Source organism: Mesorhizobium sp. YC-39, from assembly GCF_025753795.1.
Taxonomy (GTDB): Bacteria; Pseudomonadota; Alphaproteobacteria; order Rhizobiales; family Rhizobiaceae; genus Mesorhizobium.
The window spans coordinates 153,896-173,936 of the sequence record NZ_JAOWPS010000007.1 but is presented as its reverse complement, the minus strand read 5'-3'; the positions used below and the strand labels follow the sequence as shown (position 1 = coordinate 173,936).

15 protein-coding genes and 1 pseudogene are annotated in these 20,041 nt (G+C 58.5%); 7 read left to right on the top strand and 9 right to left on the bottom strand.

Annotated features, from left to right (window positions below; genetic code table 11):
* A pseudogene (locus tag OHD62_RS31140) lies at positions 1–1,973 on the bottom strand (hypothetical protein); the annotation flags it as partial.
* A 1,295-nt stretch (positions 1,974–3,268) separates the two neighbouring features.
* Positions 3,269–3,745 carry a hypothetical protein gene (locus OHD62_RS35795; RefSeq protein WP_412177439.1) on the bottom strand — a complete coding sequence of 159 codons (477 nt, stop codon included), beginning with the start codon at positions 3,743–3,745 and terminating at the stop codon, positions 3,269–3,271.
* Between the two features lie 1,179 nt (positions 3,746–4,924).
* On the opposite strand from OHD62_RS35795, the gene OHD62_RS31130 reads away from it, so the two are divergent.
* The 6 genes from OHD62_RS31130 to OHD62_RS31105 all read left to right on the top strand — a co-directional run bounded on the left by OHD62_RS31130 (position 4,925) and on the right by OHD62_RS31105 (position 10,180).
* Entirely contained in the window at positions 4,925–5,635 is a 711-nt protein-coding gene (locus OHD62_RS31130; protein WP_006205126.1) for a response regulator transcription factor, read from the top strand.
* The gene (locus OHD62_RS31125; RefSeq protein WP_263790935.1) at positions 5,632–7,101 is read left to right on the top strand and encodes a type II and III secretion system protein family protein; all 1,470 of its coding nucleotides are present in this window, start codon (positions 5,632–5,634) and stop codon (positions 7,099–7,101) included. The genes OHD62_RS31130 and OHD62_RS31125 overlap by 4 nt, the downstream gene beginning before the upstream one ends.
* 10 nt (positions 7,102–7,111) lie before the next feature.
* Complete coding sequence (locus OHD62_RS31120) at positions 7,112–7,705, top strand: CpaD family pilus assembly lipoprotein (protein ID WP_263790934.1); 594 nt, start codon at positions 7,112–7,114, stop codon at positions 7,703–7,705.
* A gap of 885 nt (positions 7,706–8,590) precedes the next feature.
* On the top strand, positions 8,591–8,926 hold the full coding sequence (locus OHD62_RS31115) for a hypothetical protein (RefSeq protein ID WP_263790933.1): 336 nt from the start codon (positions 8,591–8,593) through the stop codon (positions 8,924–8,926).
* A gap of 262 nt (positions 8,927–9,188) precedes the next feature.
* Positions 9,189–9,677, top strand: a complete 489-nt coding sequence (locus tag OHD62_RS31110) for an antitoxin Xre/MbcA/ParS toxin-binding domain-containing protein (protein WP_263790931.1) — start codon at positions 9,189–9,191, stop codon at positions 9,675–9,677.
* Positions 9,674–10,180: an RES family NAD+ phosphorylase gene (locus OHD62_RS31105; RefSeq protein WP_263790929.1), complete on the top strand. Its 507-nt coding sequence runs from the start codon at positions 9,674–9,676 to the stop codon at positions 10,178–10,180. The genes OHD62_RS31110 and OHD62_RS31105 overlap by 4 nt, the downstream gene beginning before the upstream one ends.
* Before the next feature lie 442 nt (positions 10,181–10,622).
* Here the strand turns inward: OHD62_RS31105 and OHD62_RS31100 are convergent, their stop codons facing one another.
* The 6 genes from OHD62_RS31100 to OHD62_RS31075 all read right to left on the bottom strand — a co-directional run bounded on the left by OHD62_RS31100 (position 10,623) and on the right by OHD62_RS31075 (position 18,080).
* Positions 10,623–10,976 (bottom strand): hypothetical protein, encoded by a 354-nt coding sequence (locus tag OHD62_RS31100; protein ID WP_263790928.1) that lies wholly within the window; start codon positions 10,974–10,976, stop codon positions 10,623–10,625.
* Between the two features lie 101 nt (positions 10,977–11,077).
* Positions 11,078–11,608: a hypothetical protein gene (locus tag OHD62_RS31095; protein WP_263790927.1), complete on the bottom strand. Its 531-nt coding sequence runs from the start codon at positions 11,606–11,608 to the stop codon at positions 11,078–11,080.
* 816 nt (positions 11,609–12,424) lie between these two features.
* Positions 12,425–13,510: a T6SS phospholipase effector Tle1-like catalytic domain-containing protein gene (locus OHD62_RS31090; protein WP_263790925.1), complete on the bottom strand. Its 1,086-nt coding sequence runs from the start codon at positions 13,508–13,510 to the stop codon at positions 12,425–12,427.
* 8 nt (positions 13,511–13,518) lie between these two features.
* Positions 13,519–14,835 carry a hypothetical protein gene (locus OHD62_RS31085; RefSeq protein ID WP_263790924.1) on the bottom strand — a complete coding sequence of 439 codons (1,317 nt, stop codon included), beginning with the start codon at positions 14,833–14,835 and terminating at the stop codon, positions 13,519–13,521.
* Positions 14,836–14,839: 4 nt separating this feature from the next.
* A complete protein-coding gene (locus OHD62_RS31080) occupies positions 14,840–16,576 on the bottom strand; it encodes a hypothetical protein (RefSeq protein WP_263790922.1) in 1,737 nt (578 codons plus the stop codon).
* A 529-nt stretch (positions 16,577–17,105) separates the two neighbouring features.
* The gene (locus OHD62_RS31075) at positions 17,106–18,080 is read right to left on the bottom strand and encodes a hypothetical protein (protein ID WP_263790921.1); all 975 of its coding nucleotides are present in this window, start codon (positions 18,078–18,080) and stop codon (positions 17,106–17,108) included.
* A 74-nt stretch (positions 18,081–18,154) separates the two neighbouring features.
* Between OHD62_RS31075 and OHD62_RS31070 the strand changes: the two genes are divergently transcribed.
* Positions 18,155–18,388 (top strand): DUF6429 family protein, encoded by a 234-nt coding sequence (locus OHD62_RS31070; RefSeq protein ID WP_263790920.1) that lies wholly within the window; start codon positions 18,155–18,157, stop codon positions 18,386–18,388.
* On the opposite strand, the gene tnpC is transcribed toward OHD62_RS31070, so the two are convergent.
* A complete protein-coding gene (gene tnpC / locus OHD62_RS31065) occupies positions 18,369–20,006 on the bottom strand; it encodes an IS66 family transposase (RefSeq protein WP_412177438.1) in 1,638 nt (545 codons plus the stop codon). The genes OHD62_RS31070 and tnpC overlap by 20 nt on opposite strands.
* Between the last annotated feature and the right edge of the window lie 35 nt (positions 20,007–20,041).

The following is a 20,041-nucleotide window of genomic DNA, read 5'->3' as shown; positions in this document are numbered from 1 at the left end:
GTGCTGAGCGCAGGTGTGGTGAATGCTGCGAAGCGCAGGCCTCCAGAGCCCAGTCTGTGCGCAATGTTCATTATCGCCTGGTGGCACGCCGCTTCTTCCGGCCACCTGCTGAACCCGTTCATCAGGTTCGCCAAGTGCTGGGGAATGAAATCAGAGAGCTCGCGGCCAAGCACCTCGCCGGCGATCGCGACCGTCGCCTGGCGACACTCCGCCGCTTCCGGCCATTTGCCGAAGCCGTTGACCAGGTTCGCCAGGTGCTGGGGAATAAAATCAGACAGCTTGTCGACGCGGCGAAGCACCTCACCGGCGATCGCGACCGTGGCATCGCGACAGTCGGTCCCGTCAGACCATTTGCTGAAACCGTTCGCCAGGTTCGCCAGTCCCTGCGGAGCAAAATCAGACAACCGGTCGGCGTGGTCGGCACGGCCAAGGAGCCCAACGCCGAGCGCGACCGCGGCTTGGCGGCACTGCGCCCGTTCCGGCCATTTGCTGAAACCGTTCACCATGTCCACCATGTCCTGCGGCGTAAAATCAGACGGCCCACTGGCACGGCGAAGCACTTCACCGGCGATCGCGACCGTGGCTTGGCGACAGTCGGCCTCTTGCGGCCACTTGCTGAAGGCATTCACCAGGTTCGACAGGTGCTGGCGACTAACATGAGACAACGGGTCGTCACGGCGCGTGACCTCACGGGCGATCGCGAGCGTTGCATCGCGACAGTTCGCCTGTTGTGGCCACTTGCTGAAACCATTCACCAGGTTCGTCAGATTCTGGTAAGTAAAACCACGGAGTTGGGCGCGGCGGCGAATGACCTCACGGGCGATCACGACTGTGGCTTCATGATAGTCCGCATCGTCCGGACATTTGCTGAACCCGTTCACCAGGTTCGCCAGCTCCTGCGGAGTAAAATCAGCGAGCCCTTGCTCGCGGGCGCGGCGAGAGAGTTCTGTGGCGATTTTGATTGTGGCTTGGCGATAGACCGCTTCGTCCGGCCACTTGCTGAACCCGTTCACCAGGTTCGCCAGGTCCTGGTGATTAAAATCAGAAAGCCCGAACTCGCCGGGGGCGGCGCGGCGACCGACTTGACCGGCAATCGCTCCGGTGGCGTGGCGAGCCCACTCCTCTTGCGGCCACTTGCTGAACCCGTTCACCAGGTTCGCCAGGTGCTGCGGATTAAAACCAGGGAGCCGGGCGGTCTGACGGTCGGCGCGACGGAGGACCTCAGCGGCCATCGCGCCTGCGGCTTCGCGAGACGCTTCCTCTTGCGGCCACTTGCTGAACCCGTTCACCAGGTTCGCCATTTCCTGCTGAGTGAATTCAGAGAGCCGGGCACGGCGGTTGCGGCGGAGCACCTCGCCCGCGATCGCAACTGTGGCTTGGCAAAAGACCTCTTCTTCCGGGCACTTGCAGAACCCGTTCACCAGGTTCGCCAATCCCTGCGAAGTAAATGCAGAGAACCGGGCATCGGGGACGCCAGCGCGGTGACTGACCTCACTGGCGATTGCAACTAAAGCGCCGCGGCAGTCCTCCGGCCACTTGGCGAAGCCGTTCACCATGTTGGACAGTTCCTGATGTCCAAAATCAGAAAGCCAGACGTTGCGACGGGAGCGACGAAGGACCTCACCGGCGATTGCTGTTAAGGCCTGGCGAGCGTTCGGCTCCGCCCATTTGCTGAAACCGTTCACCAAGGTAGACAGGTTCTGCGAAGCAAAATCAGAAAGCTGGCGAGCGCGGCGACAGATCTCGGCGGCGATTGCAAGTGTCGCCTGGCGGGGCGTGCTTTCCTGGGGCCACTTGCTGAAGCCGTTCACCAGCAGTCCGAGACTTTGACTGTTGAGTTCTTCAAGTATCCCGCTTTCGTCGCGACAAACTTTGGCGATCCTGATCATTCCATTGCGGCATTCCGCTGCCCGGGAATGCCGACCGAATGATGATGCGAAGAGCGAAAGCGCCTTGCCTTCGACTTCGTTCACTAGCGCATCACTAAGCTGCGACACCCGAGCTGCCATGGCTCTGCAAGCTTCGATACCTGCCTGACCCCCAGCCTCCCGGCTCACTGCGTTGCATGTCGTGGCGTACCCCCATGATTTCCAGGCGCGGACATCGTTCTCCCAGTTTGGGACGTGCGAACCGGGCGGCCGCCTTTTGCAGAAACATTGCGTGGTTCGCGTGGCCCGCTCTTTGCAGCACCCTGTCATGCTCCACCACCGCACGTGAGAATCGACCGATGTCGCGAGCGGCATAGATGTCATGCAAAGCCACATTAAGTCGTGTTTCAGAGATTGCGTGTTGGTCATGCTGGGCCGAGACGTCGTCGATACGCCGCTTTCCTGGCCCTGCATCCAGGTTGGACACGATTTGCCCACGAGGTGGGAGCGCGTCTGCTTGCCAGCTCCCGGCTTCTTGATCGGCGAGCCAGGATTCGCCTTCGTAATGCAAAGAGCTTTCTTCTCGGCCTGGCGCTTCATCCTCCGGCAGTGAGGCAAAACGACGACGCCGCCCCCCTATTGCACGCGGCAAAGCCCCGGGAGCCCGACGGGCGGCAGTGGAGGAGCTGGTAGGCCTGTCTCGAACAGCCTCACTGGTAAGGGGCGGATTGCGAACGGAGGACGTCCCCTCATCTTGAGGCTCGGGACGTATCCCCTGGACAATCGAGCTGAACGATCTATTGCCTGCTCCAGGGGCAATGGCTGGTTCTGGGCGCGAACTGCTCGGCCCCCATGTGCCGTCGGCTCCAGCATCCCCACTGTGCGATTTCCCAGATCGGCCAATGCCTGTCATAATTTATCTCCAATGCAGGCGAAAAGTGCGCGGGGCAAGGATTCCGCTGGCTGAATTTAGGCAAGTGGAGGGTCCGTATTCGCGGCATGACAACACTCCGAGCCAGGATGATTCACCGTTGCGGCAAATCAGACGCCCTCCGGCAACCCATGCCGCCGCTCATTCCAATCCATTTGATTATTGCTACCATCCACCGACTGCGACACATGGATCTCGCCAGAGCGCGGCTGGCCATCCTTTCGGCAATGGTCGCGCTTTGACCGTCGTACATAGCCATCGCCGCTGACATAAACCTGACTTGCACCCAGCCGACACGACTTTGGCAAACGCGACAACTACCGCAACAGCTGCTGCAGCACCGACTAAGGCATGGCAAGGTCAAGCGTCGGGTGAGCAAGCTGGGTGAAGAGGTAGCGTGGCTCTCAGACGGCGTCCAACAATTGGGGCTAACGCAAACTTGATGAAGTCCCGGGGCATGCGGCGCCGATCAGGCCGACCTGCAGGAGATCGAGCTTTCCGCGGCGATATCATCTGGCTTCACCAGCTTGAGCTTTGGGATCAGCCCCTCTGTCTGCCTCGTTTGGCCAGGGTTCAGTGTCGCTGCGCCGTCGCCCGTGATGCCGCGGGCGAACGACGCGATAAGGCTTGCACTAGCGTCCGCGATCCAGATCCGGTTGCGGCCCTTCGTCAACGGCACCGTCACCTGGCGACGGGAATGGAAGTAAAAATCGGAGCACCAGACGGGCGGCGCAATCCGAAGCAAGCGCTCGATAATTGGGCTGCCCGCCGTAGTAGTAGCCGCAATGTCCATGCAGAACGGCGGCGCATTCGTGCTGCGTGACCAGCGGCGCTTGCACGAGCCCCCCAATCTCCCGGCGTCTGGGCGCGAGGCGACAGAAGTTGCCGACCCGAAATTCGTGTCGAGATCACAGATCAAGCCCTTGAAACGCAACGCTTTATCCATCCACAGTATGGATGAGAAACATCGAAACAATCGATTTTACCAATTTTGCAGAAGGCTGCATAAGAAGGTTGCATACGAGGACTCTTAAGAGCAGGCACCCGCGATGGTTGTCGATGTTAGCGTTGCATCCGAGGAGAATTTTCTAATGTAGCCAGCATCAGCCAAAATTCATCTTTCATCGTGACCAAGGTTCCTCCTGTTCTGCGTAAGCTGCATTCGTTTGGCGCGAAAATTAGGCGTTTACCTCAAGATTAGGCAATCGCCATGGGCGAGAGAAGACTGGACCCTGCCATCCAAGATCGAACACCTAAAACAATCTGTGCAGAGTTCATTTTCTTGATAAAGAATAAGATACCTTTGATATCCGGGACAGGAATTTATGATATCCTGATAATGACTTCGAACAAAATTATTTCTGAATTAGAAATCCATTGTTTACTTTAAAACTAAGCTCTTCTTTGATCGGAGCGAACCGCTCGTCAACATGCCCAAGAACTCCAGAACCTCCCAAATTTCTCGCGATCGACCGCAAAATGAATCGTTGGGAGGTTCGTCAGCTTCTCGAAAGCTAACCGTCCTACTCATGGAATGTGATTCTCTGGACGGAGCCGCCGGATCTATCGAATGCAAGGGCTGAACTCAGGAGGATCGATGCGTAGAGAAATCGCAGACGTGGCACGCGGGATTTTTTGTTGGGCGGCCGGTGATGTTCGGTCCCGTCAACTGGTCGATCACTTCTTGCATGTTGTTGCTCGTGCCGTAGTCCTATGCGTCCCCTCGATTGCAAGTGGGAAACAGTGTCCGGCGCTTCCGAGATCGCGCGACCGGAGACTGCATGATGATGATACGCACTTCAGCGAAATTTCGAGTTCCCTGCCTCCGGGGCCGCTATACCCGGGCTATGGCGGCTGTCAGCGGAAGACGGTGCACCGGAAATCGGGCTTCTCGTCGGTTCGAACTGGATTCTCGCTTCAAGGAATCCGCAGAGGGATCGTCGCCATGACTTCGCCTCCTGGCTGAACGTGCTGCGGTCGAGCGGCTTGCCTGCGCCTTAGACGATTATCCATCGGAAAGAATGATGGCGAATACGCGACGAGTTGCGCGACTGATCATGTCGCCGCGGTCTCACAGCCGACGGTGACGTCCCAATGGTTTGTCGTGCCTTGATAGGAGATGAAAATGCGAACGCTGCTCGTTGATCATCATACCGATCTTACGCGCTCGGTGCGAGGAGCGCTCGCGGAGTGCGGTTTCACCGTTGATGTGGCTCGTACCCTGGAAGAAGCGTCGACTGCTATTTGTTTCGCGAGCTATGAAATCCTCCTGCTAGAGCTCGCCCTGCCGGATGGAGATAGCTTAGATTGGCTGAGGCAGTTAAGGCGTGACGGGCATTCAATTCCTGCCATCATCATGAGTAACCTCAACGATCTCGACAGGCGAATCGCGATTTTCAACGGTGGCGCAGACGATTTCCTGCCCAAGCCCGTCTCTAGTGATGAGCTCGTTGCCAGAATGCGAGCCGTTCTGCGTCGATCAACACAGGTGACCGACCCCATAATTGAATTTGGCAATCTCACCTTCGATCCGATTAGCCGACAAGTTTGCGTTGGTGGTCGGCCGCTAAAGATCGCGCGCCGCGAACTGTCCATTCTTGAGCATCTGCTCAACCGCGCAGGCCGAACCGTGCCTCGCGAGCAGCTGGAAGACAGCGTCTATGCGTTCAACCACGAGGTCTCGGCCAACGCGCTCGAAGTCGGAATCTATCGCTTACGCGGACATTTGACCAAGTCCGCTGCAACGCTACGCATCAAGACCGCGCGTGGCATCGGCTACATCCTTGAATTGACTGGGACGGCATCGGCCCGAGTTGATCGAACTGGAAAGCAATGACTGCCTTGAACATCGTTCGCAAGAATCACTCTGGTGGCGATCGGCGGTCGATCGTCATTAACACCCTGAAATCGGGTGTTTTTCCTTGCCTTCGCCACTTCCTGTGCGCGGTCATTCTGCTATCTCCACTTTCTGCCGTTGCCCAGGTCAAGCAGGATGACAGTGGGGAGACGTCGCACGCCTCTCCCAATAGCATTAGCGGCACGCTGAACCTTTCCTCCTCGCTCGGCAAGACAGTTCATCTGTCCGCGCCCGCCGCAAGCATTTTTGTTGCCGACCCAACGATCGCAGACTATCAGGCACCGTCGAACAAAACTATCTTCGTCTTTGGCAAGAAATCCGGGCGGACGACCTTGTTCGCCCTCGACGAGAACGGAGAGGCTCTCGCCCAGTTGCAGATTGTCGTGGCGCAGCCGATCGAGGACCTGCGCGCCATGTTGAGGGCCCAAACCGGCGACTACCCGATCCACGTCAGCTACACCCCGCGCGGCGCAGTCCTGAGCGGTACGGCACCCAATGCTGAAGTCGTCGACACCGCAATGAAGATTACTGAGCAATTTCTCGGCGCCGGTGCGCAGATCGTCAATAAAATCCAGGTCACCGGGTCGTTGCAGGTTAATCTAAGTGTGCGCGTAGCGGAGGTCTCGCGTAGCGCCATGAAGAAGCTCGGCGTCAACCTCTCTGCTTTCGGTCAAATCGGCAATTTCAAAGTCGGCTTGTTGAGCAGTGGCAACGAGGCTGGTTTCGACAGCGGCAATAAGGCAGGAATCGGATTCAGCGATGGCAATATCAACGTCAGCGCGGTTCTCGATGCGCTCGCCACGGAGCATCTTGCGTCCGTATTGGCTGAGCCGAATCTCACCGCAATGTCCGGCGAGTCCGCCAGCTTCCTGGCTGGCGGCGAATTTCCCATTCCGGTCGTGCAGAACAATGGGCAAGCCTCCGTCGAATTCCGGCACTTCGGCGTTAGCCTGGAATTCGTACCGACCGTTCTCAGCAACAATCAGATCAATATTCGCGTAAAGCCGGAGGCCAGTGAACTATCGTCACAAGGAGCCGTCCAAATGAATGGTATCTCGGTGCCTGCCATCTCCACGCGGCGTGCCGACACGGTTGTAGAGCTCGCCAGCGGCCAAAGTTTCGCAATCGGCGGGCTGATCAGGCGCAGCGTCAACACTGATATCAGTGCCTTTCCTTGGCTTGGTGACGTGCCGGTCCTCGGCGCGCTGTTCCGTTCGTCCTCATTCCAAAAAGAGGAAACGGAACTGGTTATTATCGTCACGCCTTACATTGTACGGCCCGGATCGAGCCCGAGCCAGATGAGCGCACCCACCGACCGCATCGGGTCGCCCTTGGGTGTGGGGGGCACTCCGACAAATTCGTTGGCAAGTCCGCCGCCAAGCCACGGTGCTCCTCGCCCCAGCGTATCAAGTCGCGCCGGCGGTGCCGGCTTTATTATCGAATAGCGATCACCCAATGATGTTGAGAGTCATAAGCCTGCTAGTCCTGACCGCCAATATAGCTGGCTGCACAACCAGCGCGCCGCTCTTTGTCGACCCATCGGCACAAGCGATCCTTGTGCGGCAGGAGAACAACGTCCTGCTGTTGCAGGGCCTTCACGCGGCCGAGCGCCAGCGTCTGCGTGGTTTCATTGCGAGTGCTAGTCGCGGTCGAGTCGACGCGCTCCAACTCCTTATCAGCGGCCCATCTCGGCCCAGCGCACAGATAGCCAGTCAGGCCAGGAAAATGGGGGTCGACGCTTACAACATCCACCTGCTGGACCCCAGTATTGATCAGAACGACGGCGTCTCGGTAAGAGTAGAGGCGATTGTCTACAGTGCCAGTCCTCCCGTGTGTCCGTCGCTTTCCAGCCCGTTAGGCAAAGACAATTCTTTCGACCAGACGCTTGGCTGCTCGACCCGCCACAATCTGGTGGTCATGGTCAACGATCCGCGCGACTTGCTCGACAACCCGGCTGTCAGGCCAAGCAATGGCGATCGTGCAGCTATCCCCGTTGCCAAATACAGGACCTTCGCCACGGACAAGGACGCACCAGAACCAGGAACTTAACAACCCGCGCTGATAAAGCACCCCTGATGACGGCGGTTGCGAAACGGGCGGCAAAGGTTGTTGGCTAGCGCGAAACGGTTTGTGATACGCAGCAACTGACTGGACCACCTTCAGGCGTAGGCGGGCGGCGGGCTAATCGCATTGCATGCCGGCGCGACCAAGGCACAGATTACAGCGTCGTCCCACCATTGGAGTTTGAGTAGCGGATGTCGGTAACTATGTGCAGGCTCAGTGGAGAGCCGGTGTTGAGCAACACCGCAAGGGCATCCTGACCGATGGCGAAGCGCTCATAGATGGTCTTTATTCGACCCTCTGGCAGGAAGGCCGAATAATGCCGGAGCTAGACGCCGAGCGCCTTGAAGTTGCCGACAGCCTGCGCCGGGCACTCGCAATCGAGAACGAGCTTTCACGACCACAAGCTCGCGCCTATCGCGACTGGCAAGAGCTTTCGATCAGCGCCCCTTCGGCGACGTCCCGTGAAGCGGGCGCTGATGACGCATTACACATTGTGCTCAGCCTCGCCGACGCTTTGGGCTTGCCCGGATCCCGATGTTCAGTATGCGATATCCAGAGCCCGGCTGCTCCGAGACAGTCCGTGGTCGATGACCGAGCAGTTGGACCTTCGTTCGGCGATCTGGCGCCAGCCTACGGCTCGCCTGGCCGCGGCAAGCCCGGAACGGTGGTAAGAGAAGGCGCACGGTTCGAGCACTCCTGCTTATCTTCGCCGAGCCGGCCGGCCCACCCAACTGCTATTCGACACCGGCATGGGCGAACGTGCCGACTTCGAGGTTGTGACGCCTCGCACACCGCTTCCGGATTTCGTGCCGTCGCGGCTCTGGCTGCCCTATGGCTACTGGACGCTGCAAGACGGCTCCGAGGTGATTTTTGCTCGCGATTATCTTCCTCTGTGGCGGCTCGCACAGGGAGTGGTCGAGCGATTGGACCCATGGCTCCGGATCAATGGCATTACCGCGGAATTCCACTTCATCCCCCATCGCGACGATGGTGTGGGCCAGCGGACGGGCACGCGAATTGGCGCTGCACCATCTGAGCAAACATCGCATTTTCGAGTTGCCCAAGCTCATCGATGTGATGCCACATCTGTTCGAGGCTGATGTCGGAACGATCTCGGATGGTGTCGAACGACTGCGTGAACAGAGTGGGGAAGCCAAAGCCCCGCCGGCGTATGCCGAACTCAATACTCGCCTTTCTTACGGCTGAGCTCACCAGCACTTGGGTAAACTGAGTCGCGCCACGCATCACGATGTGTGGCGCGACTGATACTCTGCTCCAGGGCTGCGAACCATTCGGGCGTATGCGGCGTGAGATGTGCTGGCGCTGGTCGCACGAGATGACCATTCGCCAGAAATGCAACTCTGGACTCCCCATTGAACTGGAGAGAACAGGGGTCTCAGATTTATACAGCACTTGAATTCCCGCGCCACTTGTCGTAAATAATACGACACATGACGGAGCAGCGACCATGACCAATCCCCTGATGGCAATTAGAGCGGCGTCGAGCGTCGGAACCGAGTTTGAAGAGCTGGTGAACCTATTTGGCGGGCCGAACGTCCTAAAGCACCCCGTATCCAATCAGATCGAAGCTCACGAACTAATCCTCCACGGCATTCCGAGTTTGGCTCTGGAGAGACTCGTGACCCATCTCCTCGTCATCGACCCCAGCGATGCCTTCGAGAAGGCTTTCGGTATGAGCGAACGCACATTCCAAAGACACAAATCCGACCACTCCAGGACGCTCAACACTGAGCAGAGCTCTAGAACATGGAACTTCGCGAGAATTTTGACAAAAGCTACCTCTGTCCTCGGTTCCCAAGATGAGGCCGAGAAGTGGATGATTCAGCCGGCGATGGGGTTGGATAATCGAAGGCCGATTGATCTTTTGGCTACTGCGGCCGGCACCGAACTCGTACAGGAGTTCCTGGAGCGTCTAGACTACGGCGTCTATGCATGACGCCTTTACCAGGCTTGCTCGGAAATGGAGAGATCATAGGCTGGAGGCTCGACCGCAACCGTTTCAGGTCCACCTGGGATAGTGGCGAAGGTTCGTTCAAACTGGGTGCAAGATGGAATAGCAGAGGCGTTAGGGCAATCTACGCTTCAATCGATCCGTCCACTGCGATTCTCGAAGTCGCCGTTCACAAAGGGTTTAGAACACTCGACACCGTTCCCCATATTCTGACGTCTTTTGAAATTAGAGAACCATCCACTATTCATGTCGTGGACATTGGGGACATTCCAAATGCCAATTGGCTCAGGCCAGGCATTCCCAGCGCAGGGCAGCAGCACTTTGGCGATGCTTTACTCGCAACGCATATGTTTGTTCTGATTCCAAGTACGGTATCGCACCACAGTTGGAATTTGGTGTTTGATCCAGCCAGGGCCAGCGGTCTCTACACGCTTCGATCCCAAGAGGATTTCGCGCTGGACACGAGATTGCATCCACCAACGCCATGAACCCACGACTTTGACCCCATCTCAGTCCATGCCTGAAAAGCCCTGCGCCATTTTTCGATGACATTCCGCGGCTCGTGAAGACGCCATCACGGTCGCTTTTTCTACGAGAATATTTACAACATCACCCGCTCCCACTGATGACGTACATTCGGCAATGATAGAAAACCCCGATCTCGAAGTGAGTACGCTCGCGGGCGGAAAATTCCTTTTTTCTTTCAATGCCTTATGGGGCAAAAAAGTACCGTCACTAACCTCATTGACTGTTGACGGTACTCAGAAAATTCCGGGCGGGCAATATGTATGCGACCCGTCAGGCGGTCCCTCACAGCCAATCTCTGCGTACCGATTGTCGTTGATTGTCTTTGGAGTGATTTATTTTTGTTTTCAGTACGTTACGTCGCAGATTAGCGTATTTTTTCGGCGGCGTTTGAGTGGGTCCGAATCATTCCGCTCGATTGTTCAATCGGTAGGTCCAATCGGTGATGGCAGCGATCTGCCGGAATACCCCATCGACGCCGTTGACCGTGGGGTCGGCGCGTTCAAGCCAATTTTCGCCCCACGCCATCCATTCAGCAACGCTCCGTCCCTCGATCTCAGTAGACGGGTCAACGTTCATCAACCGTAGTTCCGCGAGAAAGTCACGCACCGTTGCAAGCTTATGCCAATCCTGCGCTATCTCCTGGAATCGCCGCCAACGGTTCGCGTAGCGTTTGCGCCGTCGCTCTTCTTCATAGCGGCGTTGTTCGGCGAGCTGCCGCTCACGTTCAGCCGCCTCTCGATCCTTGCGTTGCTGCACAGGAGCGGACCAGCTGCGACGAAGGTGACAACAATATCAGGCAGCATGTCATCCATCGGCCGCTGGTCGGATTCAATCCATTGACGTGAGAGCCCGGCCGGCTACTGCCAAGTCTTGACCTCGATAACGAGCCGTCCCGTGGAAACCAGCTCTTGCTTCCAGTTTTTCTCCCCCGGCGAGCGCCACCGCTTCTCATCATCGGTCAACGCCCGGCGTTCCTGCTTCTGCTTTTCGCGAACTTGAAACTCAATCTTCTCGCCCGAGACTTCGGCGACGAGCATTCCCCGCTCTCCCTGCTTAACCTTTCCACCTTGCCGCTCGACGGCCTTAGACAGCGCATCCAGTATGCGATGCTTGCGACGGTCCGTTTCCGTGAACTCGCTAGGACGATATAGATCGCGCCTCCATGGGTCGCGTTCCTGTCGCGCTCGCCGCTTCTTCTCCTCATGCTCAGCTAGCCATGACGCGATCACCGCGTGTGGTCTCATCAAACGCTCCGGCACCGCGAGTCCAGTTGCACTGGCACGAGCTCTGTCAGCCTGCTGTTTGATCTCCGGCGGCAATTCAATTGGCGGAGGCGGCAACGGCGTCGGACGAATGATGATGGTTCGCGTCCCGACCGATTTCGACAACGGCGTCAGCTTCGGCGCTTTACCGACAGCGTGTTTCGCCGCCAATACCCCCGGGGCGGGTATGGAATGTCCGCCCGACCGCAGATCTTGGCGAGACCATTGCCGCTAATTCCATACCCCTCGGCCAATCTCGACATCGGTGTGGTCCACACCGCGCGGTGGAGATCCTCGCGCGTCATCGTTGTCGGTTTGCTCGGACGCGGCTTCGGTGGTTGAGGAGCCTTGTTCTCGCTGTTGGGGGGCTGGACGTCCGGCCTTACAACGGGAGCCACTTTGAGCTTCGTCTTGATTTGCTCGAGATGGCGGTTTCCCCCTCGGCTCTCGGTGTTCCAAATTAGCGGTTCGACACATCCACCTAGTGCTGGCGGCAAAGACGGCAGTTCGACTGGCTTCCCGAACTCCTTTCGCCTCCAATATCCGGCCGGAGGCGTTGGGATGTAGGCGCTGCGCAGCAACGTGGTGAGAACCGCCACCGTCGTCTCCAACTCGGCAACCAAGTGAGACATTGGCTTGGACCAAACGAGGTCAAATAGTTCCTGGCGGGTGAACCGGTGTTCCATAGCAATCAAACTATACGAGGAGTGCGGCCTATCTCATGACGGGGATACACCACCTACTGTCAGAGAGGGAGGCCTCACAGATTCGCCGTTCCAACTCCACACCGCGTCGCCGTGCCGACGTAGTCCGATGGTCGCGACTTTGCGGTGTCTCTGACGCATGCAATCAGGCTTGGCGCGATACAAGGGCTTAGTTCGAGCCGAGTTGAACCTGCGGATAGACGATCATTTCGCTGGTTAGAAATTTCGAGGCCGGGCTTCACGGGAACGCGACGGATAGTCTGACCGCCCCCATAGGCACTGCATAACCGGGAATTTGCCACGCTACATCATGGACAATAGGCGTCACCGGGAGCGCCCGGCGCCGAAACAGGTTGGCGCGCCACTCCCAGTCTTGCTTTTCGAAATTCCAATGCTTTTTGGGCACGATTTCGGCCAATGCCCACCAGATGCCCATGCCATAGTGAACTTTGGCGGTTGGGCTGGCTGTTGCGTAGGGTCCGGACGAAAGCCCGAGCACCTCATCCAATCGGGATTGGTCCACGAGAAGGCCCGCCTTGACCGCCTCGGCGGCCATCCATGCGAGTGGATATTTGGACATCCCGCTCTCCGCCTCGGGCCAGCCGCCGCCGACATCGCAGTGCGTGCCCGGAAACCAAACTTCCTGGATATCGCGTATATCGTCATCCTTGAACCAGTTGACGCGGAAGAACCCTCGCCGTTCGTCCAGTGCCTTCGCGTGCCTCACGATCGCCACATCGGGATTGTCCCGCCCGAATGGGATTGTCAGAGGACTCCCGATCCAGCCGACGGAATTAACTGTGTCCCACACGCCCAGAAAATGCGTCTTGCACTCGCGGCTGGAGATCGTCCGCTTGAAGTCCCGGGCTAGTTGTTCGCATGCCTTGTAAGGTGCGCCGTCCTTGGCGGTGGCCAGTGCCCAGAGCATTTCAACGGCATACGGAACAAGGGCGTCATTGCCCCGCATCGCAAGACCGTAGAGATGCAGCATCGCGCTCACGACGCGCGCCGTGTAGGCGCCACGGCTGAACCCGAAGACATAGACCCGGTCGCCCTCCTTGTAATTGTTCATGAGGAAGCGGTAGGCGTCGCTGGTGTCGTCCTGGAGGCGGTAGCCAAAGGCGAGTCCGGCTGTTCGGCCGAGCCAGCTGCCTGTCTTCGTTCCGACGCCGCTCGGCGCCCGAGTGCCGATGCCGGGATGATAGTAGACGAGCTGCGTTCCTTCACTTTTGACGAGCGTGTGGAAGAGCTTGATGACGCTTGTGCGATCCTTGGAGAACTGGTTGGACGTGCCATCGCAGCAGAGGACGATGTTACGGGTCATACTATTGCCTAGCGCAAATCGATGGATATGACCTGGCAGAGTTGGGTCGGTTGCAGATCCTGCGTATTGAATAGGGTGCTGTCTGCCTTCAGCTCGTTGACAAAGGGGATTCTGGGAACTTCGGTCGGTGCGCCGTTCTTGCCGCCGTGTTTGCCTGCCATGGTCGACATGACCGTCTTCAAACGGTCCGGCTTGCTGGCCTTGCCGCGCTTTTGGAATCGATTCCACATCGACTTAGGTGTTGCGTTGAGGCTGCCATGGTGGCCGACCTTGTACAGATCGACGTCGTCGAGCAGGTGCGCCAGCTCCGACTGAAGCGCGTAGTTCCAGTTCTCCAGTTGAGCGTCTCCCGGGAAGAGCAGCTTCTTGCTCCCGGCCTCAAACAACAGGATGACGCTGGTATTGTTCATGACATCGTCGAGCGCGGTGACGATGCCCAACATCTGGTCCTGCTCTGCAATATCGACCCTTTCCGCTACCCACCGCATTTCGGTGGGTAGCTTCGATTGGCGGAATGTGTCCGTGCTCTTGAGGTCCGGGAAAAGCATGCTCGTTTTGCTTGCTGCAACGGCGCCTGTCGCCGCAAGCCCTACTAATTGGCGCGCCTTCAGCCAATAGTCGGCCGAATTCTTCGCGTAGGCCTTGATTGAGTCCGACTGCTTTAAGGTCGGCGGCCCCAACACATGAACTTTCACATTGGGCAGGATCTCGGCGAGATCGAGGTCACAGCCATGATAGACATAGAGGTTGTTCTCTGGCGTCCCGGTCATATCCATGAGGTTTTTCACCGCCAGGACATTTTTGATATTTTCCTCGCCAACGAAGCGGAGCCTTTCCGCCAGCGGCCAGCGAGGATCGAAGCCGCCTTTGCGATCGAGCCTGTCGACCACCGCCTGGGCGACCGCGTGCATATTTTCGAGCGATGCCCGTTGGGTGGCGAAGGCGCGCTTAGTGCTGGTTCCATCCGGCCCCGACCACCCTTCAGGCGCATCGGGTGCCTCTGTCCATGGCTGGATCACGCGCTTGGGTTTAAGGCTGCGGATGACGTCGCCAGAGCCCTTGCCATTCGCTTTGGTGGCAAAACCGCTGATATGATCCTTGTGTCGGTGCGTCGCGACCACGATGTCCAGTACACCGCCACATTGCAGTGCGATGTCCGCCGCCACATCGTCGAGACCGACTTTCGTTTCATCGGGCAATCCGGTGCTGCCGAAGTCGATCAAAATATGTCGGGAACTCTCGTCTTCATAAGCGAAGCTCAACAGAAAGCAGTCGCCAAATCCCATCTGATAGGCGCGGATGGTCGCGGTTACGGGATTCGCCATGGTCTCAGCCCCCTATCCGCGCGAGATGCAGGTTAGCGAACCGGTTTCGCTCGTCCCCGCGCGGCGCGCGAAGCTGGCCGGTATCCCGCAGATATTCGAGCCGCCGCTTCTGTCGAGACTCGCCGATCAGCTCGTTTCCGATGTGATATTTGACCCGCCCATATTGATCGAACACGACGACCCCGCCACCGAACAGGTCCACGCTCGACTTTGTCGTGAAGCCGTCGGGGAGCGGATTGATCTTGCAGATTGCCATGAGCTCGGACCCGAAGAAATGACCGAGCTGGATATATTGGCAGATTGTTTCACGAAATGGGATGCCGTCGGGATCAATTCTGAGGGACGTGTCTAGCGACACGACCTGCGTATAGCCTCGCTCGGTGATTCCGAGCGCATCTCGGTTCTCCCAGAGAAACCGAAAGCATTCATTGACATCGCGCGTCAGCGCCTCGGCATTGCTGCGCGAATATTTAAGTTCCTCTCCCTTGGCAAAATAGAGCCAGCACCCTTCCGCATCCGTCCGATCCGCGGGCGGCACGATGCCAAAATCCGCGAAGGATTTCCTAACCAAAGTGCGATAGCCGAAGCGGCTATCGTCCGGTACCAGCTCTCGGTCCGCAGTTAACAAGCTTGTCAAAAACTGCCCAAAATCAAGATCGGTGGGCGGGCAATAATCGATTGCGCGAATCGACATCTGCAAGAGCTGAGCGGCTGCTTTCGCTCCCTCCTCGACCACGGCCGACAAGTTATAGCCACGTCTGCCGAAGGTTCCGAGGCGCGCGATGCGCATTGTCCAGAGTTCGACAAACGCCCTGGTCATCGCGGCGACCACGACTTCGCCGCGATTGTGCGCTTCTGCCATGGCTGGCTCGTCGAGAATATCGGCACGCGGTTCCAACTCGACCGACTGGCGCAGTGCACCGCGACCACCCCCACTCGCCATTCCGATTTCGGCGCCGATGCCTAGCAGGATCGATTTCCGAATGGCCTCGCTTGTGACCTTGTCGACCGATATGAATGCCATCGGATCGCCGGGGCCGGGCACTTTGACGTCTACGCCAAGGCCGGCAGCTACAACTTCCGGCAGCGAAAAGATCGACAGGATCGCGACGATATCCGCAAAACCCTCGTGAAATGCAGCCTGATCGGGCCCCGAGGGTTCGGTGTAGCGAGAGCGTAGTCCATCGAGGACAGCGTGGGTCGTCTCGTGCGCGACGACGTCGTGGCTGAGCGCGGTGAAGACGGGCTTGCCCTTGTCGTCAAAGAAATACCCGAACATCAAAGACCGGTCGGGTTCGGAGTAAAAAGCATTCGCCAAGGCGAACGCATGGGGCGCGATGTGGAGTTGGTGTCCGCCTGATGACCAACTCACCCTACGGCCGAGGGCGCGCTCGAAGAGGCCGAGTGTGCGCATGGCGATCGCGTAGCAATTTTGTGCATGAAAATTCGGATTGTCGATGACCCGTGACTGGTAGTCGGGATCGGAAAGGACTTCTCCCTCGGCAGGTGCAAAGGGGTCGAGCAGCGTATCGCCTATCTGATAACGTTGTCGCGCGGCATAGGCGCGCCGTTCGGTGGCATTGTAATCAACAACCTTGATCCGGTATCCGGTCGGTCCGGGACCAAGTATTTCGGCAGGCACATCGACTTGCGCGAAGACCATTGGTCCATTGGTTCCCATACGTAGCCCGGGATCCTTGGCGATGATTGTGAGCTTTCGTACAGGCTGAAGAGTGGCCATTTACTGAGTCCCCCAAATCGATTTCAGTTTACCACAGGCGGTCGTCTACACCTTACATTATTGCGATAGTTAGGAAGCACTTTTGTCGTGGAAACGCTAAATCCTGAAGTCATCAGTTCGGGCTGGTGGTGGCAGGGAGCCGGCTTCACCTTTATGAACAGATGGCAAGTAACAGGCGATGTTGCACTCGATGCTGGCGAAACACCGTTGAATAGGCAAAGTCGTAGAGAGCAGTGCCTCACGCACCTTCGTCGGATCTGCGCCGCCCCTTTCGGTAAGAAGCAGGGCCGAGCGACCGCGCAGATGTTGCTGGCTGCGATCAGTTGTTTGGCCAACTTGGCAATGCTGGCCGGGTCGACTTGAGCAAGGCGGCCCAGAGGAGCACGATTGGTGCCAGCGCGCCCCGACGGCCCGGGCCTCGCAGTCAGCCATGATGGCGAGCCAGCCTTCGCGGGTGCCCTGTTCTCCACATGAGACCGGCGTCGATGTAATGAATGCCCTTCCCTCAATGCCAATGCTCAGTTCTATGTTACCCGTTCTCTGCGCCGGATGGGTTCAAGTATTTCGACATCCAAGCCCTAACCAGCTCAGAATAGGGAGACCTTGGATCGGCCATACGCTTGAGCTGCGCTAGGGTGTCTCGTTTGAACCCCTCGATACGCCGTTTGATCCTCGCATTGAAAGCGATGTCGTCGAGAAGCTGTTTTTTCTGCGGTTCCTGGCTTTCTGCAAGCAGCGCGTCCTCGCGAGCCGTTTCGATTTCTATCTCATCAATTGTCTCGGTAAGACCGATGCTGAGCTCTAAGATGAACTCGAGGTCTCGCAGGACCTTGGTTCTCGCTTGGACGAGGCTTAAGCGATTGAGACCGTAGACCTGGATGGATACAAGGCCCATCGCACTTACCCCAGCCTGAGCGGCTAATCCAACGAGATCGGCAGGAGGATAACTGGCTGTCCCTTCGGCGACCTGCGCTGCCGGCGCGGCCGTCCTAGGAAATACCAGGCCAATGAGATTGTCGCGGTCAACATGAAACGTCAGGTGATCGCGGGGATTATCACGCGTCGGATCGACCAGGAGCCGTCGCTCCGCAAGCAGCTGGTCAGCGGGGCCGCGTGCTCGCCCGACCTCAGTTTCCAATGGGAACGTCGAGGATTTGCCAAGCGAGATTTTTTTGGTCCGGTCAAATTCGCCACTCGAAAGCAGCTTGACTACGCTGCCAATTTCGGCATTTGGTGCCTTTTGCTGGCGCCTGCGGTTGCAGTCGATACAGCTTGGCAAGAGATTGTTCCAATCCATTGCCAGCCAATAGTAGACTGGATGGCCTTGAACGCCTTCGACCTCGCCCTTTGGGCGATAGTGCTCGATATCCACGGGCTGCGTGCCTCCATAAAAGCTTTCGCAATATGCACACTTGCCATGGAACAGTCGCTCCAGCTCTAGCTTGACGGCGTTTTCCTTATAGCGCGAGAACTCGAACGGCTTGGCAGCGTTCGGGCCGTTCATTTGTTCGATTACCCGATCAAGCGTATCCCTCCGGTCTGGGCCGCGGCGGGTGCGGTCTGTGTTAAGCTGCAGCGATGGAGATCGACACCGACAAGATTGATGATGCGGTCCTGGCGCTGCTATGGCTGACCCTGCACAATGAACGGTGCGCTTGGAAAGGCTTTGACTGGGATGTGACGGATCGACTTCACCGGAAGGGACTGATCGCCGACCCGGTCAACAAGGCAAAATCCTTGGTTCTGACGGATGAGGGTCTTCAGCGTTCGGAGGAACTGTTCCGCGCGCTGTTTACGCGGCCGACGCCATGAGCGCCCGAGCGGGCCGCCAGTTCCACGGCAGCAGCTCACTGAGCCGGTTCTGCGGCGTGTCGGCGATGCGGGAGAGAACATCGGCCAGCCAGGCCTGCGGATCGACGTCGTTGAGCTTTGCGGTGGTGATCAGCGTCACCATGAAGGCGGCCCGATCGGCACCACGATCAGAGCCTGCAAACAACCAAGCTTTCCTGCCGAGAGCAAAACCACGCAGCGCACGTTCGGCGGCGTTGTTGGTGAGGCAGATCCGACCGTCGCTGAGGAAGGACGTGAAGCCGTCCCAGCGCTTCAGCATGTAGTCGATAGGCTCGGCAACCGGAGAACTGCGCGACAGTCTGGCCCGCTCGGTTCGCAGCCAGGCCCCAAGTTCGGTGACGAGAAGACGGCTTTCCTGCTGGCGTCGTTCCAGGCGCTCGTCGGCGGCGAGCCCGTTGATGTCGCGCTCGATATCAAACAGCGCGTCGATACGTTTGACCGCCTCGAACGCAATCGGTGAGATCGGCGCGGCGTTCTTGCCGCGCTTGGCGTTCGTGGCGATGTCTGCGAGCACGAAGAACTTGCGGCGTGCATGCGCCCAGCACAGCGCCTGGGTCAGCGGACCGGGGTCACGCTCCACCTTGAAGAGCGGGTTATAGCCGTCATAGGCGTCGGCCTGCAGAATGCCGGTGAAGGATTTGAGATGGCGCTCGGGATGTTCCTGCCGCCGATCGCGCGAGGCATAATAGAGTGCCGCCGGTGGCGACTGCCCGCCGAACGGCCGGTCATCCCTGACATAGGTCCAGATGCGGCCCGTATCGGTCTTGCCGCGGGCCAGGATCGGCACGGTGGTGTCGTCGCCATGAAGCCGCTCGGCGGCGAGCACATGCGCCTCGATCAGCGCATGCACCGGCTTCAGCGCTGCGGCGCAGGCTCCGACCTGGTCGGCCAGTGTCGAGAGGCTGAGGTCGATGCCCTCGCGGGCATAGCGTTCGCTCTGCCGGTTCAGCGGCTGATGCTGGGCGAACTTCTCGAACAGGATCATCGCCAAAAGGTTCGGTCCGGCAAAACCGCGCGGCGTCACATGGAAGGGCGCCGGCGGCTGCGCGATCTTCTCGCATTCGCGGCAAGAGAACTTCTCGCGCACGGTCTGGATCACCTTCCACTGGCGCGGGATAACCTCCAGCGTCTCGGTGATATCCTCGCCAAGCTTTGCCAGCTTGGCCGAACCACAGCACAGGCAGTTTGACGGTGCGGCGATGACCACGCGCTCACGCGGCAGATGGTCGGGAAAGGGCTTGCGCGACGGGCGCTTGCGCTCGAACGCCCTGACCGTCGAGGAGCGCGCCGCCATCTCCGCAGCCAGTTCGTCCTGGCTGGCATCGGCCTCGAGCTCCTCAAGCTGCAACTCCATCTGTTCGAGAAGCCGCGCCTTGCGCTCCGAGCGGCTGCCATGGATCTCGCGCTTCAGCTTCTCGATCTCCAGCCGCAGTCGCGCGATCAGCGCATCCGAATGCGAGTTCACGGCCTGGGCACGAGCCGCCATGGCTTCTGCTTCACGGCGGGCCGCACGCTCGGCGAGGATCATCGCGTGCGCACTGGCAAGGTCACCGGGAAGCTGATCGGCCGCATCGGTCATGGCGCGAGGGAATCATATTCGCTCCCGCCATGCCA

Excerpts from the sequence above, each read along its gene's own strand:
- OHD62_RS35795 (WP_412177439.1), bottom strand. The coding sequence starts at position 3,745 with ATGGATAAAGCGTTGCGTTTCAAGGGCTTGATCTGTGATCTCGACACG.
- OHD62_RS31130 (WP_006205126.1), top strand. The coding sequence starts at position 4,925 with ATGCGAACGCTGCTCGTTGATCATCATACCGATCTTACGCGCTCGGTG.
- OHD62_RS31125 (WP_263790935.1), top strand. The coding sequence starts at position 5,632 with ATGACTGCCTTGAACATCGTTCGCAAGAATCACTCTGGTGGCGATCGG.
- OHD62_RS31120 (WP_263790934.1), top strand. The coding sequence starts at position 7,112 with ATGATGTTGAGAGTCATAAGCCTGCTAGTCCTGACCGCCAATATAGCT.
- OHD62_RS31110 (WP_263790931.1), top strand. The coding sequence starts at position 9,189 with ATGACCAATCCCCTGATGGCAATTAGAGCGGCGTCGAGCGTCGGAACC.
- OHD62_RS31105 (WP_263790929.1), top strand. The coding sequence starts at position 9,674 with ATGACGCCTTTACCAGGCTTGCTCGGAAATGGAGAGATCATAGGCTGG.
- OHD62_RS31090 (WP_263790925.1), bottom strand. The coding sequence starts at position 13,510 with ATGACCCGTAACATCGTCCTCTGCTGCGATGGCACGTCCAACCAGTTC.
- OHD62_RS31085 (WP_263790924.1), bottom strand. The coding sequence starts at position 14,835 with ATGGCGAATCCCGTAACCGCGACCATCCGCGCCTATCAGATGGGATTT.
- OHD62_RS31080 (WP_263790922.1), bottom strand. The coding sequence starts at position 16,576 with ATGGCCACTCTTCAGCCTGTACGAAAGCTCACAATCATCGCCAAGGAT.
- OHD62_RS31075 (WP_263790921.1), bottom strand. The coding sequence starts at position 18,080 with ATGAACGGCCCGAACGCTGCCAAGCCGTTCGAGTTCTCGCGCTATAAG.
- OHD62_RS31070 (WP_263790920.1), top strand. The coding sequence starts at position 18,155 with ATGGAGATCGACACCGACAAGATTGATGATGCGGTCCTGGCGCTGCTA.
- tnpC (WP_412177438.1), bottom strand. The coding sequence starts at position 20,006 with ATGACCGATGCGGCCGATCAGCTTCCCGGTGACCTTGCCAGTGCGCAC.